Source organism: Stutzerimonas nitrititolerans (assembly GCF_003696285.1).
Lineage (GTDB): Bacteria > Pseudomonadota > Gammaproteobacteria > Pseudomonadales > Pseudomonadaceae > Stutzerimonas > Stutzerimonas nitrititolerans.
On record NZ_RFFL01000002.1, the window covers coordinates 391,279 to 406,995 of the forward strand.

The 15,717-nt window shown below is 64.2% G+C and carries 15 protein-coding genes; 9 read left to right on the forward strand and 6 right to left on the reverse strand.

The window, feature by feature from the left end; translation table 11 throughout:
• Positions 1-74 precede the first annotated feature (74 nt).
• Both EA795_RS03900 and EA795_RS03905 read left to right on the forward strand, forming a co-directional pair.
• Positions 75-707, forward strand: a complete 633-nt coding sequence (locus EA795_RS03900) for an FMN-binding negative transcriptional regulator (protein ID WP_122075661.1) — start codon at positions 75-77, stop codon at positions 705-707.
• Positions 708-712: 5 nt separating this feature from the next.
• Positions 713-1,156, forward strand: coding sequence for a GNAT family N-acetyltransferase (locus EA795_RS03905; protein ID WP_122075663.1), 444 nt, complete (start codon positions 713-715; stop codon positions 1,154-1,156).
• Positions 1,157-1,160: 4 nt separating this feature from the next.
• Here EA795_RS03905 and EA795_RS03910 read toward each other — a convergent pair whose 3' ends face one another.
• A complete protein-coding gene (locus tag EA795_RS03910) occupies positions 1,161-1,982 on the reverse strand; it encodes a helix-turn-helix domain-containing protein (RefSeq protein ID WP_014851158.1) in 822 nt (273 codons plus the stop codon).
• A gap of 154 nt (positions 1,983-2,136) precedes the next feature.
• Between EA795_RS03910 and EA795_RS03915 the strand changes: the two genes are divergently transcribed.
• Together EA795_RS03915 and EA795_RS03920 are read left to right on the forward strand one after the other, a co-directional pair.
• Complete coding sequence (locus EA795_RS03915) at positions 2,137-3,576, forward strand: alanine/glycine:cation symporter family protein (protein ID WP_122075665.1); 1,440 nt, start codon at positions 2,137-2,139, stop codon at positions 3,574-3,576.
• A 157-nt stretch (positions 3,577-3,733) separates the two neighbouring features.
• Positions 3,734-4,699, forward strand: coding sequence for an asparaginase (locus EA795_RS03920; RefSeq protein WP_432813937.1), 966 nt, complete (start codon positions 3,734-3,736; stop codon positions 4,697-4,699).
• A 10-nt stretch (positions 4,700-4,709) separates the two neighbouring features.
• On the opposite strand, the gene EA795_RS03925 is transcribed toward EA795_RS03920, so the two are convergent.
• From EA795_RS03925 to EA795_RS03935, 3 genes are all read right to left on the reverse strand, one after another.
• Positions 4,710-5,417, reverse strand: a complete 708-nt coding sequence (locus EA795_RS03925; protein ID WP_014851155.1) for a carbonic anhydrase — start codon at positions 5,415-5,417, stop codon at positions 4,710-4,712.
• A 76-nt stretch (positions 5,418-5,493) separates the two neighbouring features.
• Positions 5,494-7,308 carry a sodium-extruding oxaloacetate decarboxylase subunit alpha gene (gene oadA, locus EA795_RS03930; RefSeq protein ID WP_122075670.1) on the reverse strand — a complete coding sequence of 605 codons (1,815 nt, stop codon included), beginning with the start codon at positions 7,306-7,308 and terminating at the stop codon, positions 5,494-5,496.
• A 22-nt stretch (positions 7,309-7,330) separates the two neighbouring features.
• On the reverse strand, positions 7,331-8,746 hold the full coding sequence (locus tag EA795_RS03935) for an acetyl-CoA carboxylase biotin carboxylase subunit (RefSeq protein ID WP_065985790.1): 1,416 nt from the start codon (positions 8,744-8,746) through the stop codon (positions 7,331-7,333).
• 218 nt (positions 8,747-8,964) lie between these two features.
• On the opposite strand from EA795_RS03935, the gene EA795_RS03940 reads away from it, so the two are divergent.
• Positions 8,965-9,921, forward strand: a complete 957-nt coding sequence (locus EA795_RS03940; protein ID WP_058074769.1) for a LysR family transcriptional regulator — start codon at positions 8,965-8,967, stop codon at positions 9,919-9,921.
• Here the strand turns inward: EA795_RS03940 and EA795_RS03945 are convergent.
• Both EA795_RS03945 and hexR read right to left on the reverse strand, forming a co-directional pair.
• On the reverse strand, positions 9,869-10,078 hold the full coding sequence (locus EA795_RS03945; RefSeq protein WP_014851151.1) for a PA3496 family putative envelope integrity protein: 210 nt from the start codon (positions 10,076-10,078) through the stop codon (positions 9,869-9,871). The two genes, EA795_RS03940 and EA795_RS03945, sit on opposite strands and share 53 nt — an antisense overlap.
• Positions 10,079-10,177: 99 nt before the next feature.
• Positions 10,178-11,044: a transcriptional regulator HexR gene (gene hexR / locus EA795_RS03950; RefSeq protein WP_014851150.1), complete on the reverse strand. Its 867-nt coding sequence runs from the start codon at positions 11,042-11,044 to the stop codon at positions 10,178-10,180.
• A gap of 222 nt (positions 11,045-11,266) precedes the next feature.
• Between hexR and zwf the strand changes: the two genes are divergently transcribed.
• The 4 genes from zwf to EA795_RS03970 all read left to right on the forward strand — a co-directional run bounded on the left by zwf (position 11,267) and on the right by EA795_RS03970 (position 15,709).
• Positions 11,267-12,709, forward strand: coding sequence for a glucose-6-phosphate dehydrogenase (gene zwf / locus EA795_RS03955; RefSeq protein ID WP_122075672.1), 1,443 nt, complete (start codon positions 11,267-11,269; stop codon positions 12,707-12,709).
• A 646-nt stretch (positions 12,710-13,355) separates the two neighbouring features.
• Positions 13,356-13,886 carry a diaminobutyrate acetyltransferase gene (gene ectA / locus EA795_RS03960; RefSeq protein WP_122075674.1) on the forward strand — a complete coding sequence of 177 codons (531 nt, stop codon included), beginning with the start codon at positions 13,356-13,358 and terminating at the stop codon, positions 13,884-13,886.
• Entirely contained in the window at positions 13,883-15,157 is a 1,275-nt protein-coding gene (gene ectB / locus EA795_RS03965; protein ID WP_115027326.1) for a diaminobutyrate--2-oxoglutarate transaminase, read from the forward strand. The genes ectA and ectB overlap by 4 nt, the downstream gene beginning before the upstream one ends.
• Before the next feature lie 153 nt (positions 15,158-15,310).
• Positions 15,311-15,709, forward strand: a complete 399-nt coding sequence (locus EA795_RS03970; protein WP_122075676.1) for an ectoine synthase — start codon at positions 15,311-15,313, stop codon at positions 15,707-15,709.
• The last annotated feature ends 8 nt before the right edge of the window (positions 15,710-15,717 follow it).

A 15,717-nucleotide genomic window follows, 5' to 3' on the forward strand; every position in this document is an offset into this window, starting at 1 on the left:
CGACTCGCTGGAAATGGCGCCGACAACGGCTCAATATCCTCCAGCCTGGAGCCATTTCGCTCGGAGAAACCGCCATGTACTTGCCCACCGCCTTCCGCCAGGACGACCTCGCCGAGCTGCACGCGCAGATCCGCGCCAACCCCTTCGCCCTGCTCGCCAGTGCCGGCAGCGAGGGCGTGCAGGCCAATCACCTGCCCTTGCTGCTGGAGCCTGAAGAAGGCGAGTTCGGCACGCTCTACGGCCACTTCGCCCGGGCCAATCCGCATTGGCGTGAGCTGCAGGGCGGCGGCGAGGCGCTGGCGGTATTCTCCGGCCCGGACGCCTACGTCAGCCCCGGCTGGTATCCGGCCAAGGTCGAGCATGGCAAGGTGGTGCCGACCTGGAACTACATCGCCGTGCACGCCCGCGGCCCGGTCGAGCTGATCGAGGACCCCGAGCGCCTGCTGCAGATCGTCAGCCGTCTCAGCGATCACCACGAGACGGGGCGCCCGCAACCCTGGGCGGTGAGCGATGCGCCACGCGAGTACCTCGACACGATGCTGCGCGCCATCGTCGGCTTCGCCCTGCCGATCCGCCGTCTTGAAGGCAAGTGGAAGCTGAGCCAGAACCGCTCCGCCGCCGACCAGGCCGGCGTGCGCGATGGCTTGACCGCCTCGCCCCATCCGCGCGAACAGACCCTGGCCGCGCACATGGCTCAAGAAGGATGACTCCTATGGCCGACATCCGCCCGCTGACCGCTGACGACCACGCCGCCTGGTTGCCGCTCTGGCAGGATTACCAGCGCTTCTACAACAGCCGGATTCCGGAGGCCGCCAGCGCCCTGACCTGGCAGCGCTTCCTCGACCCGACCGAGCCGATGCACGCGGCGCTGGCCTGGCGCGACGGCGAGGCCGTGGGCCTGGTGCACTGGATTTTCCACCGCAGCTGCTGGACCACCGGTGACTACTGCTACCTGCAGGATCTTTTCGTCGCGCAGAGCATTCGCGGCGGCGGTATCGGCCGGGCGCTGATCGAGCACGTCTACGTCGAGGCAGAGGCGGCCGGCGCTGCGCGGGTGCACTGGCTGACGCAGGAAACCAACTACCCGGGCCGCATGCTCTACGATCGCATCGCCGAGCGCTCCGGCTTTATCCAGTACCGAAAGCTGCTCGGCTGAGGCCTCACTCGATCTCGAACAGGCCGTCGCGAATGCGCGCAGCGGCCAGCCGCTGGCGGATATCGTCGTCGATGCGCGGATCGTCCGGCTCGTAGAGCATCACCTGCCGATAGGCCATGACCCGGTTGATCTCGGTGCCCAGGTATTCCCAGACCACCCGAGTGCAGGCCGGGGTGCGCCTGTCGCCGCTGGAGACACCGGCCTTCAGGCCATTCAGCCGGCTGATGCGGCTCTTGAAACTGGGAATCAGGATGGTCTGGCTCATCTCGTTGCCGGTCAGCGATTCGTAGTCGACCAGAAACAGCCGGTCCTGCAGATAGAAGGCGGCGCCCAGATAACGGCAACGCACCACGCCCTCCTCGGCCCCGCCACTGTCCGCGCGCGAGGCCTCCTGACGTTCCTGACGCTCGAAGAGGAAGTTGCCGCGCTCCTCGCGCAGGTGCACCAGCGACTGCAGCACGTAGCCCGGCACCGACAGGCAGTTGGCGTATTCGAAGTAGTAGCCGCAATAGCGCGACAGACTGCCGGCGCTTTCGCGCAGCGGCTGCAGCATCTCCAGCAAGGGATCGTTGGCCACCGGCTGGTCGGGGCCGTGGTTGCGCATCCCGATCAGCTGCGCGAACTGCTCGCTGGGCAGGCCCAGCTCATAGGCCTCGACGCCGAAGAAGTCGCAGATACGCTTGAGATTGTGCGCCGTGGGCCGGCTCTGCCCGCTGAGGTATTTGTTGAACTGGCCGCGATTGATCGCCAGCTTGCGGCACACCTCGGCGATGGAGCGGTAGTGGCTGCAGAGCAGCTTGAGATTGGCGCCCAGGTAGTGGGACATGGGGTTGTTCTCGGTGATGCGAGTGACGCGATTCTAGCATCAGTTCGCGTCAGTTCGCCGCGACCTGCGCAATTGAATGCGCGACTTCGCTACCGGACCATTTGCCGATCGCCCTTGCGCGACCCTTTTCCAAGAACAAGAGAGACTCCCCGCCATGCTCGATATTCTCAACGACCTCATCTGGAGCAAGCTGCTGATCGTGATGCTGGTCGGCCTGGGCCTGTACTTCACGATCCGCTCCGGCTTCGTCCAGTTCCGCTATTTCGGCAGCATGTTTCGCATCTTCGGCCAGGCCTTCAAACGCAAACCCGGGCAGCTCAGCTCGTTCCAGGCGCTGATGCTCAGCGTTGCTGGCCGCGTCGGTGCGGGCAACATCGCCGGCGTCGCCGTTGCCATCATGCTCGGCGGGCCGGGCGCGGTGTTCTGGATGTGGGTGGTGGCGCTGGTCGGCATGGCCACCAGCTATTTCGAATGCTCGCTGGCGCAACTCTACAAACGCCGCGAGGCCGACGGCAGCTACCGTGGCGGCCCCGCGTTTTACATCCTGCACGGGCTCCGCCAGCGCTGGATGGCAGTACTGTTCTCGGTGCTGCTGCTGGTGACCTTCGGCTTCGGCTTCAACGCGCTGCAGTCCTTCACCGTGGCCAGCTCGCTGCACGACACCTTCGGCGTGCCGACCTACATCAGCGGCGTGGCGCTGGCGGTGATCATGGGCGTGATCATCTTCGGCGGCATCCGCCGTATCGCCAGCATCGCCGACGTCCTCGTGCCGATCATGGCCTTCACCTACATCGGCATGGCGCTGGTGGTGATCGGCCTCAACATCGAGCGGGTGCCGGGAACCCTGACGCTCATCGTGCGCAGCGCCTTCGGCCTCGAGTCGGCATTCGCCGGCGGCATCGGCGCGGCGATCATCATGGGCGTCAAGCGCGGCCTGTTCTCCAACGAGGCGGGTCTGGGCAGCGCGCCGAACGTCGCGGCCGTCGCCGAGGTGAAGCATCCTTCGGCCCAGGGCATCGTACAGTCGCTCAGCGTGTTCATCGACACCCTGCTGGTGTGCACCAGCACCGCGCTGATCATCCTGCTCTCGGGCGTCTACAGCCCCGAAACCGCGGAAGTCGCCGGCGTGGTTCTGACGCAAACGGCGCTGGCTGCAGTCGTCGGCGAGTGGGGCCGGGTGTTCATCAGCATCGCGCTGATGCTCTTCGTGTTCACTACCCTGATCTACAACTACTACCTGGGCGAGAACGCGCTGGGCTTCTTCAGCACCCGGCGCGCCCTGATCCAGGGTTACCGCGCGCTGGTGATCGCGCTGGTGCTCTGGGGCTCGCTGCAAGACCTGGGTACCGTGTTCGCCTTCGCCGACCTGACCATGGGCCTGCTGGCGATCGTCAACCTGGTTGCCCTGGCGCTGCTGTTCAAGACCGGTCTGCGCCTGATGCGCGACTACGATGCGCAGGTTCGCGCCGGCATCGAACAACCGGTGCTGGACGCCAGGGATTATGCCGACCTGGATATCGACCACAGCGCCTGGCCGGCCGCGCCCACGCAGGCCAGCGAGATACCCGCCACCGGCACCGCGCTGCAGAACTAGGCGCCGGACCGTTGCGTTACGGTGTGGCTGGCCGGACGATCGGCCAGCCGCTAGGATCGGACACCAGCGCACATCGCCGAACCGCGCCAGGCAAGAGCGCCCGGCCAGCCAGACCGACAAGGGAACAACCGTGACTAGACCTGCACAGTGCCTGCTGGTGCTCTATACCGGCGGCACCATCGGCATGCAGCTGGGTGACCAGGGGCTGATGCCGGCGACCGGTTTCGAGGCGCGCATGCGCGACCGCCAGGCGCGGGACGGCCAGAAGCTGCCGAGCTGGTATTTCCGCGAACTGCTACCGCCCATCGACAGCGCCTCCATGAATCAGCGCAACTGGCTGGAAATGGCGGCCAGCATCCGCGAGGAAGTGGACGCCGGACGCTGCGACGGGGTCTTGCTACTGCACGGCACCGATACCCTCGCCTACAGTGCCGCGGCCTTGAGCTTCCTGCTCCTCGGCTTGCCGGTGCCGGTGCTGCTGACCGGTTCGATGCGGCCGGCGGGCACGCCGGACAGCGACGCCTGGGCCAACCTGTTCGGCGCCATGCAGGCGCTGCACCAGGGCCTCGAGCCCGGCGTGCAGGTCTATTTCCACGGCAAGCTGATGCATGGTGCGCGCCTGACCAAGCTGGGCGCCGCCGAACTCGATGCCTTCGCCGTATTGCCGCGCCCGCGCACGGGGCCGCGCGCGCCGGCCATCGCCTCGGCGCTGGATTATCACCAACCGCGCCGGCCGGTCAGCCTGGCGGTGCTACCGCTCTATCCCGGCATCCAGGCCGCCCAGGTGCAGGCGTTGCTCGACAGCGGCGTGCGCGGCCTGGTGCTCGAGTGCTACGGCAGCGGCACCGGGCCGGCCGACGATGCCGCGCTGCTGGCGACGCTGACCGCCGCCCGCCAGCGCGGCGTGGTGCTGGTCGCCATCAGCCAGTGCCCGCAGGGTCATGTGGAGTTCGGCATCTATGCCGCGGGCAGCCAGCTGGCCGCTACCGGGCTGGTCTCGGCGGGCGGCATGACCCGCGAAGCCGCGCTCGGCAAGCTGTTCGCCCTGCTCGGCGCGGGGCTCGATCAGGCGCAGGTGGAACACTGGTTCGCCCTGGATCTGTGCGGCGAGCGGGCCGACTGAGCGCGGGCCTTCAGTCCTGGTCCGGGTGGTAGCGTGGCTTGGGCGTCGCCATCGGCACGGGGCCATCACCGATCGGGCGGAACTCCCCGCGGTCGGCGTCATAGGCGAGGATCTCGCTGGTCTCGATGTCGTACACCCAGCCGTGGATGAACAGCTGCCCTGCCGCCAGGCGTGCCGCCACCGAGGGGTGCGTACGCAGGTGGTCTAACTGCGCCACCACGTTCTCCTTGGTCAGGATGCCCAGGGTGTTGTGATCGGCGCAGCCGCAATTGCGCTCGACCACGGTCTTCGCCACTTCCGAATGCAGCAGCCAGGCCTTGACGGTCGGCATGCGGCGAAGCTCGGCGGGGTTGAGCACGGCCTTCATCGCGCCGCAATCGGAATGGCCGCAGATGATGATGTGCTGCACGCCGAGCGCCATCACGGCGAACTCGATGGCCGTCGACACGCCGCCGTTCATCTGGCCATAGGGCGGCACGACGTTGCCGACGTTACGGGTGACGAACAGATCGCCCGGCGAGCTCTGGGTGATCAGCTCGGGAATGATCCGCGAATCGGCACAGGTGATAAACATGGCCCGGGGTTTCTGCTCGTGGGCCAGTTTCTTGAACAGCTCGCGCTGGTCGGGGTAGACCTCCTCGCGAAAGCGTCTGATGCCGCCGATGATCTGGTCGAGCGCCTCCTGCGCGGTTTCCGTGGGCTTCGCTGGTTCGCTCATATGGGTTCTCTTCGACTGTACTGCTGGCCATGAAGGCCGGAAAAAAAGGGAGCCTTGCGGCTCCCAGGGGACAAACTCATGCCTCTATTTCGATCAACACTTCACCCGGGTTGACCCGGTCGCCCTTGGCCACGTGCACCGCCTTGACGGTGCCGGCGATGGGCGCCTGGATCTCGGTTTCCATCTTCATCGCCTCGCTGACCAGCAGCGGCTGGCCGGCCTTGACGGTATCGCCTTCCTTGACCAGCACGTCGACGACATTGCCCGGCATGCTGGTGCTGACGTCGCCCGGCGCACTGGCCTGCTTGCGCTGGCCGCCGCTGGCGCCACCGATGAAATTGTTCAGCGGCTCGAACACCACCTCTTCGGGCATGCCGTCGATGGAGAGGAAGAAGTGGCGCTTGCTCTCGCCCTTCACGCCAACGCCGGTGATGTCGATGCGGTAGCTTTCACCGTGCACGTCGATGACGAACTCGGTCGGCACGCCCTCACCACCCACCGCGGCACCAGAGTTGCCATTCGGGATCGGCAGCAGCACTTCGGGCGTCAGGGTGCCGGCTTCGCGTTCCTCGAGGAACTTGCGGCCGATGTCAGGGAACATCGCGTAGGTCAGCACGTCCTCTTCGCTCTTGGCCAATTCGCCGATTTCCTTGCGCAGCCGGTCCAGCTCGGGCGGGATCAGGTCGGCGGGGCGCACTTCGACGATCTCCTCGCCACCGATGGCCTGACGCTGCAGCTTGGCGTTGATGGTGCCCTGCGCCTTGCCGTAGCGGCCCTGCAGGTAGAGCTTCACCTCGTTGGTGATGCTCTTGTAGCGCTCGCCGGCGAGCACGTTGAACACGGCCTGGGTGCCGACGATCTGCGAGGTCGGGGTGACCAGCGGCGGGAAACCGAGGTCTTCGCGCACCCGCGGGATTTCGGCGAAGACTTCGTCGATGCGGTTCAGCGCCCCTTGATCCTTGAGCTGGTTGGCCAGGTTGGACATCATCCCGCCCGGCACCTGGTTGATCTGCACACGGGTATCGACCGAGGTGAATTCGCTCTCGAACTGGTGGTACTTCTTGCGCACGGCATAGAAGTACAGGCCGATTTCCTGCAGCAGCTCCAGGTCCAGACCGGTGTCGTAGGGCGTGCCGCGCAGCGCCGCCACCATCGATTCGGTGCCGGGATGGCTGGTACCCCAGGCAAAGCTGGAGATGGCCGTGTCGATATGGTCGGCGCCGCACTCGATGGCCTTGAGCTGACACATGGCGGCCAGGCCGGCGGTGTCGTGGGAGTGAATGAAAAGCGGCAGGTCGATTTCCGCCTTCAGCGCGGTGACCAGCTCACCCGTGGCGAAAGGGGTCAGCAGGCCGGCCATGTCCTTGATGGCGATGGAGTCGACGCCCATGTCACGCATGGCCTTGGCCTGCTCGACGAACAGCTCGACGGTATGCACCGGGCTGGTGGTGTAACAGAGCGTGCCCTGGGCATGCTTGCCGGACTTCTTCACCGCGCGGATGGCGGTTTCCAGGTTACGCACGTCGTTCATCGCATCGAAGATGCGGAACACATCGATGCCGTTCTCCGCCGCCTTGGCCACAAAGGCCTCGACCACGTCGTCGCTGTAGTGGCGGTAGCCGAGCAGGTTCTGCCCGCGCAGGAGCATCTGCAGGCGCGTGTTAGGCAGCGCGGCCTTGAGCTGGCGCAGGCGCTCCCAGGGATCTTCCTTGAGGAAGCGCACACAGGCATCGAACGTCGCGCCGCCCCAGACTTCCAGCGACCAGTAGCCGACCCGGTCGAGCTTGTCGCAGATCGGCAACATGTCTTCCAGGCGCATGCGGGTGGCGATCAGCGACTGATGGGCGTCACGCAGGATGGTGTCGGTAACCGTGATCTTCTTGGTATTCATGTTCTTCTCCCTTCGCTGGAGGCTAGAGCCCGGCATGGGCCGCGATGGCGGCGGCGATGGCGATGGCCAGTTCGCTGGGCTTGCGTTTGATCGAGTAGTTCAGCAGCTCGGGATGGTTGTCGACGAAGCTGGTGTTGAACTGGCCGCTGCGAAAATCGGGGTTGGCCAGGATCTGCTGGTAATAGAAGCTGGTGGTCTTGACCCCCTGGACGCGCATGTCGTCCAGCGCCCGCGAGCCACGGGCCAGCACTTCTTCCCAGGTCAGCGCCCAGACGATCAGTTTCAGGCACATCGAGTCGTAGTACGGCGGAATGGTGTAGCCGGTGTAGATCGCCGTATCGGTGCGCACGCCGGGACCGCCGGGCGCGTAGTAGCGGGTGATCTTGCCGAAGCTGGGCAGGAAGTTGTTGCGTGGCTCCTCGGCGTTGATGCGGAACTGCAGGGCGAAGCCGCGATACTGGATATCTTCCTGCTTGACCGACAGCGGCAGCCCCGAGGCAATGCGGATCTGCTCGCGGACGATGTCGATGCCGGTGATTTCCTCGGTGATGGTGTGCTCGACCTGCACCCGGGTGTTCATCTCCATGAAGTACACCTCGCCATCGGCGAGCAGGAACTCCACGGTGCCGGCGTTCTCGTAGCCCACCGCCTTGGCCGCCTTCACCGCCAGATCGCCGACGTAGGCGCGCTGCTCGGGGGTCAGCTGTGGGCTGGGGGCGATCTCGATGAGCTTCTGGTTGCGTCGCTGGATGGAACAGTCGCGCTCGAACAGGTGCACGGTATTGCCGAAGCTGTCGGCCAGAATCTGCGCCTCGATGTGCTTGGGCTCGACGATGCACTTCTCGAGAAAGACGTCCGCCGAACCGAAGGCCTTGGTCGCCTCGGAAATCACCCGCGGGTAGGCCTGTTCCAACTCCTGGCGCGAGTTGCAGCGGCGAATGCCACGGCCACCGCCGCCGGAAGTCGCCTTGAGCATGATCGGATAGCCGATGCGCTCGGCCTCGCTCAGCGCTTCCTGGACGTCCTTCACGTTGCCTTCGGTGCCTGGCGTGACCGGCACGCCGGCCTTGATCATGCTGCGTCGAGCTTCGGTCTTGTCACCCATGCGGCGGATGACTTCGGCGCTGGGGCCAACGAAACGGATGCCGCTCTCGGCACAGATTTCGGCCAGTTCGTGGTTCTCCGAGAGAAAACCATAGCCCGGGTGCAAGGCGTCGCAACCGGTCTCGACGGCCAGGTTGACCAGTTTGCGCGGGTTCAGGTAACCCGCCAGCGGGTCGTCGCCGATGAAATGCGCTTCGTCGGCACGCTTGACGTGCAACGCATGGCGATCGGGCTCGGTGAACACCGCCACCGAACGTACGCCCATTTCGGCGCAGGCCCGCACGATACGGACGGCGATTTCCCCGCGGTTGGCGATCAGTAGCTTCTTGATCACGCTGCTTTTCCTCGGATCAGTGAGCAGGCGGCCATCAGGGCCGAGAATCACTCGCCTTCAGACGAGTGGTTTTTAAGCTACGCCCGCTTCGCTGATTAGAGAAAATGAATAATTATTTGCCTAAGGATAAGTAATAACTTATACAAAGCCGCAGCCCGCGTGCCAAAGAGGTTGAATACCGGCGGCGCGATAACCGATCCCGACAAAAAGGGGGCTTCATGCGAAAGTCGTTGATGCGCCTGACGTTGCGCCAGCTGCAGATCTTCCGTGCCGTTTGCGAGCACCGTTCCTACAGTCGCGCCGCCGAGGAAATGGCGTTGACCCAGCCGGCGGTGAGCCTGCAGATCCGCCAGCTGGAAGAGCTGCTCGGCCAGCCGCTGTTCGAATACATCGGCAAGAAGCTCTACCTCACCGATGCCGCGCAGGCGCTGAAACAGGCCGGCGAGGACATCCTCGACCGCCTGGGCAGCCTGGACATGCAGCTATCCGACCTGCAGGGCTCGCTGCAGGGCCAGCTGACCCTCGCGGTGGAATCCAGCGCCCAGTACTTCATGCCGCACCTGTTCGCGGCCTTCAAGCGTCAGCACCCCGAGGTCGGCCTGCAGCTGACGGTGGTCAACCGCGCCCAGGTGATCAAGCGCCTGAACGACAACCGCGACGACCTGGTGATCATGGCGCTGGTCCCGCAGGACATGGCGCTGGAGTTCCTGCCCTTTCTCAACAACCCCATCGTCGCGGTGGCACCGCCGGAGCATCCGCTGTGTCGCGCGGCGAAGCTTTCGCTACAGGACCTGCAACCCTATCCGCTGCTGGTTCGCGAGCCAGGCTCGGGCACGCGCAAGGCCTGCGAGGAATACTTCCAGCAGAAGCGCGCGCATTTCGCCCAGACCCTGGAAGTGACCTCGCTGGACGCCATGCGCGAGTGCGCCATTGCCGGCCTGGGCCTGGCGATCCTGCCGCGCCATGCGGTCAGCCAGCAACTGGCACAGGGCGCGCTGCTGGAGCTGCCGGTGGAGGAACTGCCGCTGTATCGCAGCTGGTGCGCCGTGCATGCCCGGGGCAAGCATCTGAGCCCCGTGGCGCAGGCGTTCCTCGCCTTCATCCGCGACGAACGCGCCCAGATCAGCGCGCTGGCGCGGCGCTTTGCCGATGCCGCGCATCCATCAGCGGGCTGATCAACGCCAGGTCAGGGAACTCGCCCAGCTCATGCTGCAGCTGACGCTGCTCGGCATAGGTCTCGATGGCGCGGCGAAAGCGCATGCGGCGCTGATCCTGGAGCTTGCGGCGGGTCTTGGCGTCGAAATTGTCGGTGGCGTCGTGGCACTGGGACATTGCGGTGTCTCCCAAGAGGTTCCGGGAGCTTGAGCTTCGGCCGCCAAGGTGACCGCATGAAGTCCGCGCGATGACAGTGCGATGACGCCGCCGAACGCCTCACTCCTCGTGGGGCTTCACCGTCTTGGGCGACAGACGCAGGCTGCGCAGGCTGCGCTTGACGCTCTTCAGGTGGTTGACCAGGCTCGGGCCGCGCGCCATCGCCACGCCCATCGCCAGCACGTCGATCACCACCAGATGGGCGATGCGCGAGGTCAGCGGGGTGTAGATCTCGGTGTCTTCCTGCACATCGATGGCCAGGTTGACGGTGGCCAGTTCGGCCAGCGGCGTCTGGCTCGGGCACAGGGTGACCAGCGTCGCGCCGCTTTCACGCACCACATTGGCGGTGATCAGCAGGTCCTTGGAACGCCCCGACTGGGAAATGCAGATCGCCACGTCCGTGGGCTTGAGCGTTACCGCGGACATCGCCTGCATGTGCGGGTCCGAGTAGGCCGCAGCACTGAGCAGCAGGCGGAAGAACTTGTGCTGGGCATCGGTGGCCACCGCACCGGAGGCGCCGAAACCGTAGAACTCCACGCGCTCGGCCTTGGCCATGGCGGCGATGGCCTGCTCCAGCGCGGCGGGATCGAGATGCTCGCGCACCTCCATCAGGGTGTGCAGCGTGGTATCGAAGATTTTCTGGCTGATGTCGCTGGTCGAATCGTTCTCGCTGATCGCGAACTGGCCGAAACTGGCCCCGGCCGCCAGACTCTGCGCCAGCTTCAGCTTGAGGTCCTGGAAGCCCAGGCAGCCGATGGCGCGGCAGAAGCGCACGATGGTCGGCTCGCTGACACCCACCACATGGGCGAGGTCGGCCATGGAACTGTGCATCACCGCGGCGGGATCCAGCAGCACGTGGTCGGCGACCTTCAACTCCGACTTGCGCAGCGAAACTCTCGATTGGGCGATGTGTTGCAGCAGATTCACGTTCCGGACTCGCTATGATCGGCACTCGACAAGCCACGGCGCCGAGCGCAACGGCGCATCGAAGCCTGCAGCCAGCGAGCTGGTTGTAGTGGGCTTGTAGTTATACTACAAGCCTTGCAGTATCGCCCACTGGCAGGCCATTTTTTACGCAGAATTGCCAACCCCGGTTGTTTTCCGAACGGCCCGCCAACCGAGTCCGTCCACTTTTCGAGGAGTGATGCCGTGTCCATTTCCTGCGACATGCTGGTGTTCGGCGGCACCGGTGACCTGGCGCTACACAAGCTCGTTCCGGCCCTCTATCACCTGCATCGCGAAGGCCGCCTGCACGACGACGTGCGCATCCTGGCGCTGGCGCGCAAGGACATCGACCGCAACGCCTACGTCAGCCTGGCCGAGCGTCACTGCCGCGCCCAGGTGGCACGTGCCGATTTCGACAACGCCGTCTGGCAAGGTTTCGCCTCGCGCCTCGATTATTTCGCCATCGACGCCACGCAGCGCAGCGAATTCGCCGGTCTGGCCCATTACCTCGGCCCGGCCGAAGGACGGGTGCGGGTGCATTACCTGGCCACCGCGCCCAACCTGTTCGAGCCCATCGCCTCCAACCTGGAAAGCGTGGGCCTTGCCGGTGAGAACGCACGCATCGTGCTGGAAAAACCCATCGGCCATTCGCTTGAGTCGGCGCGCTCGATCAACTCCGCCATCGGCCAGGTGTTCGCCGAACCGCGCATCTACCGGATCGACCATTACCTGGGCAAGGAGACAGTGCAGAACCTCATGGCGCTGCGCTTCGCCAATGCACTGTTCGAGCCGATCTGGCGGGCCGCCCACATCGACCACATCCAGATCACCGTGGCCGAAACCCTGGGCGTGGAGAATCGTGGCGGCTATTACGACCACGCCGGCGCCATGCGCGACATGCTGCAGAACCACCTGCTGCAACTGCTCTGTCTGGTGGCGATGGAGGCGCCGGTGCGCTTCGATGCCGAGGCGGTGCGCAACGAGAAGGTCAAGGTGCTCGAGGCGCTGAAGCCCATCACGGGCCGCGACGTGCAGGACAAGACTGTGCGCGGCCAGTACGGCGCGGGCCAGGTGGGCGGGCATGACGTGCCGGCCTACTACTTCGAGAAGAACATCGACAACGACAGCGACACCGAGACCTTCGTCGCGGTGAAGGCCGAGATCGACAACTGGCGCTGGGCCGGCGTGCCCTTCTACCTGCGTACCGGCAAACGCATGGCGCGCAAGCGCTCGGAGATCATCATCACCTTCAAGCCAGTCCCGCACATGCTGTTCAAGAAAGGCGAAACCAACCGCCTGGTGATTCGCCTGCAACCGGACGAATGCGTCAGCCTGCAGCTGATGGCCAAGGCGCCCGGCAAAGGCATGCAACTGGAGCCGGTGGAACTGGATCTGAACCTGGCGCACGCGTTCCGCAACACGCGGCGCTGGGATGCCTACGAGCGGCTGCTGCTGGACGTGATCGAAGGCGACTCGACGCTGTTCATGCGCCGCGACGAAGTCGAGGCCGCCTGGCGCTGGGTCGATCCGATCCTCAACGGCTGGCAGGAACACTACCGCAAGCCACGCCCCTACCCAGCCGGCACCGACGGCCCCGAGCAGGCCGACCGACTGACCGAGCGCCACGGGCGCCAGTGGTCTCACTGATAGAAAGATTGAACTTTTTCGCCAACTTGCGATGCACTTGCATAGTGCATCGCAGAGCCTCTTCATGCATATCATCGACGGTCATGCGCATGGGCGGCGAACTATCCCACATATTCGGCGCGCAACAGTTCGCCACAAAAATTTAATTCAGGCGCGAATATGCCCCACATTCGCGCTGGATATTCCCCTTCATATACCGACCCCATCGCACCAATCAGACACCACTGAACTTCCCGTCACGTTGCGACATATCGGCACGATATATGACCCGAATATCGATGCCGCTCTCCCACCTTCAATCGCTGCTCCACGAGCCTTCGCCCGAATCGCCGAAAGCCTCTTATACAGGGGCTTACAGCTCAGACCGAGCGAACCTCACGAGGTCACGAACCATGCACCGAAAGAGGCGCTGTCGACGGCAGAAATACCGCCTTTCATTTCAGACCGTCGGACTACCGAGTCAGGCCGATATCGCCCCACCAGGCACTACCCATAATCGCGACTCAGAACTCACCCAACAACTACCGATAACTTCGGCGATATCTCCCACGCCTCTCGCCATATATCCGGACGTCGGGTTGAGAATTTGATTTTGCTGTGTTTATCCTAGAAAAGGATTTCAATCAGCAACCCCAAAGGATCTGTTTTGAGTGTTCCTACCGTAACGCTCCGTCGCCCCACCGACGGCGACGGTCTCCCTCTCCATGAACTGGTAGCACGCTGCCAGCCGCTGGATACCAACTCGGTCTACTGCAACCTGCTGCAGTGCTCCGATTTCGCCGATACAGCCATCGCGGCCGAAGATGCGCAAGGTCAGCTGGTCGGTTTCATCTCGGGTTACCGCCCGCCTTCACGCCCGGACACGCTGTTCGTCTGGCAGGTCGCGGTAGACGCCTCGATGCGTGGCCAGGGCCTGGCTCTGCGCATGCTGACGGCGCTGACCGAACGGGTCGCCCGCCAGGGCGTGCGTTTCATGGAGACGACCATCTCGCCCGACAACGCGGCTTCACAGGCGCTGTTCAAGAGAGCCTTCGCCCAACTGGGAGCCGACTACAGCACCCGTACGCTGTTCTCCCGCGCCGAACATTTCGCCGGCAAGCACGAAGACGAAGTGCTTTATCGAGCCGGCCCGTTCGACGCGACGAATCCAGAAAAAGAATCAGAGGAAACCGCATGAAAACCTTCGAACTGCACGAATCCGGCGTGCGCAGCTATTGCCGCTCCTTTCCCGTGGTCTTCAAGCAGGCGCGCGGCGCCGAGCTGATCACCCGCGACGGCAAGTCCTACATCGATTTCCTGGCCGGTGCCGGCACCCTCAACTACGGCCACAACCACCCGGTGCTCAAACAGGCGCTGCTCGACTACATCGCCGACGACGGTCTCACCCATGGCCTGGACATGTACTCCGATGCCAAAGAGCGTTTCCTGGAAACCTTCAACCGGCTGATCCTCAAGCCGCGCGGCATGGACTATGTCATGCAGTTCACCGGCCCGACCGGCACCAACGCGGTCGAGGCCGCGCTGAAGCTGGCGCGCAAGGTGACCGGACGCAACAACGTCATCAGCTTCACCAACGGCTTCCACGGCTGCAGCATCGGCGCGCTGGCGGCGACAGGCAATCAGCATCATCGCGGCGCTGCCAGCGTGGCGCTGAGCGATGTCAGCCGCATGCCCTACGCCAACTACTTCGGCGATAAGGTCAACACCATCGCGATGATGGACAAACTGCTCGCCGACCCGTCCAGCGGCATCGACAAGCCGGCCGCGGTCATCGTTGAAGTGGTCCAGGGCGAAGGCGGCCTGAACGCGGCTTCGGCCGAGTGGGTTCGCAAGCTGGAAAAACTCTGCCGCAAGCACGAGATGCTGCTGATCGTCGACGACATCCAGGCCGGTTGCGGCCGTACCGGCAGTTTCTTCAGCTTCGAGGAAATGGGCATCAAGCCGGACATCATTACGCTGTCCAAGTCGCTGTCGGGCTTCGGCCTGCCGTTCGCCATGGTGCTGCTGCGCCGTGAGCTGGACCAGTGGGAGCCGGGCGAGCACAACGGCACCTTCCGCGGCAACAACCACGCCTTCGTCACTGCGGCCGCAGCGCTGGAGCATTTCTGGCAGAACGACGAATTCGCCCAGAGCGTGCGCGCCAAGGGCAAGCGTATCGCTGACGGCATGCACAAGATTGTCCGCCGCTATGGCCCGGACTCCCTGTTCGTCAAAGGCCGCGGAATGATGATCGGCATCAGCTGCCCGGATGGCGACACCGCCGCCGCCATCTGCCGCCATGCCTTCGAGAACGGCCTGGTGATCGAGACCAGTGGCGCCCACAGCGAAGTGGTCAAGTGCCTCTGCCCGCTGGTGATCAGCGAAGAGCAGATCGACCGCGCCATGAGCATCCTGGACAAGGCGTTCGCCGCCGTGATGTCCGACCAAACCCGTGAGCAGGCTGTGTGAAAGCGTAGCGAGCGAAGGTTAGGCAAGGCAAAAACAGGCGAGGAAGCGGAGTTTACTGCTGTAAATGAGCATTCCGAGCCGGTTTTTAACGCCGCATAACCGAGCGCAGTAGTTTTCGCATAGCCTGCAGCAGCTTCTTGAGGATTTGAAAAAATGATCGTACGCACCCTCGCCGAATGCGAGCAGTCCAACCGCAAGATCGTCACCGAAACCTGGGACAGCACGCGCATGCTGCTCAAGGACGACAACATGGGCTTCTCCTTCCACATCACCACCATCTACGCCAACACCGAGACGCACATCCACTACCAGAACCACCTGGAGTCGGTGTACTGCATCAGCGGCAACGGCGAGATCGAAACCATCGCCGACGGCAAGATCTACAAGATCGAAGCCGGCACGCTGTACATCCTCGACAAGCACGACGAGCACCTGCTGCGCGGCGGCAGCGAGGACATGAAGATGGCCTGCGTGTTCAACCCGCCGCTCAACGGCAAGGAAGTGCATGACGAAAGCGGTGTCTATCCGCTGGAGGCCGAAACCGTCGTCTGAACCCTCCT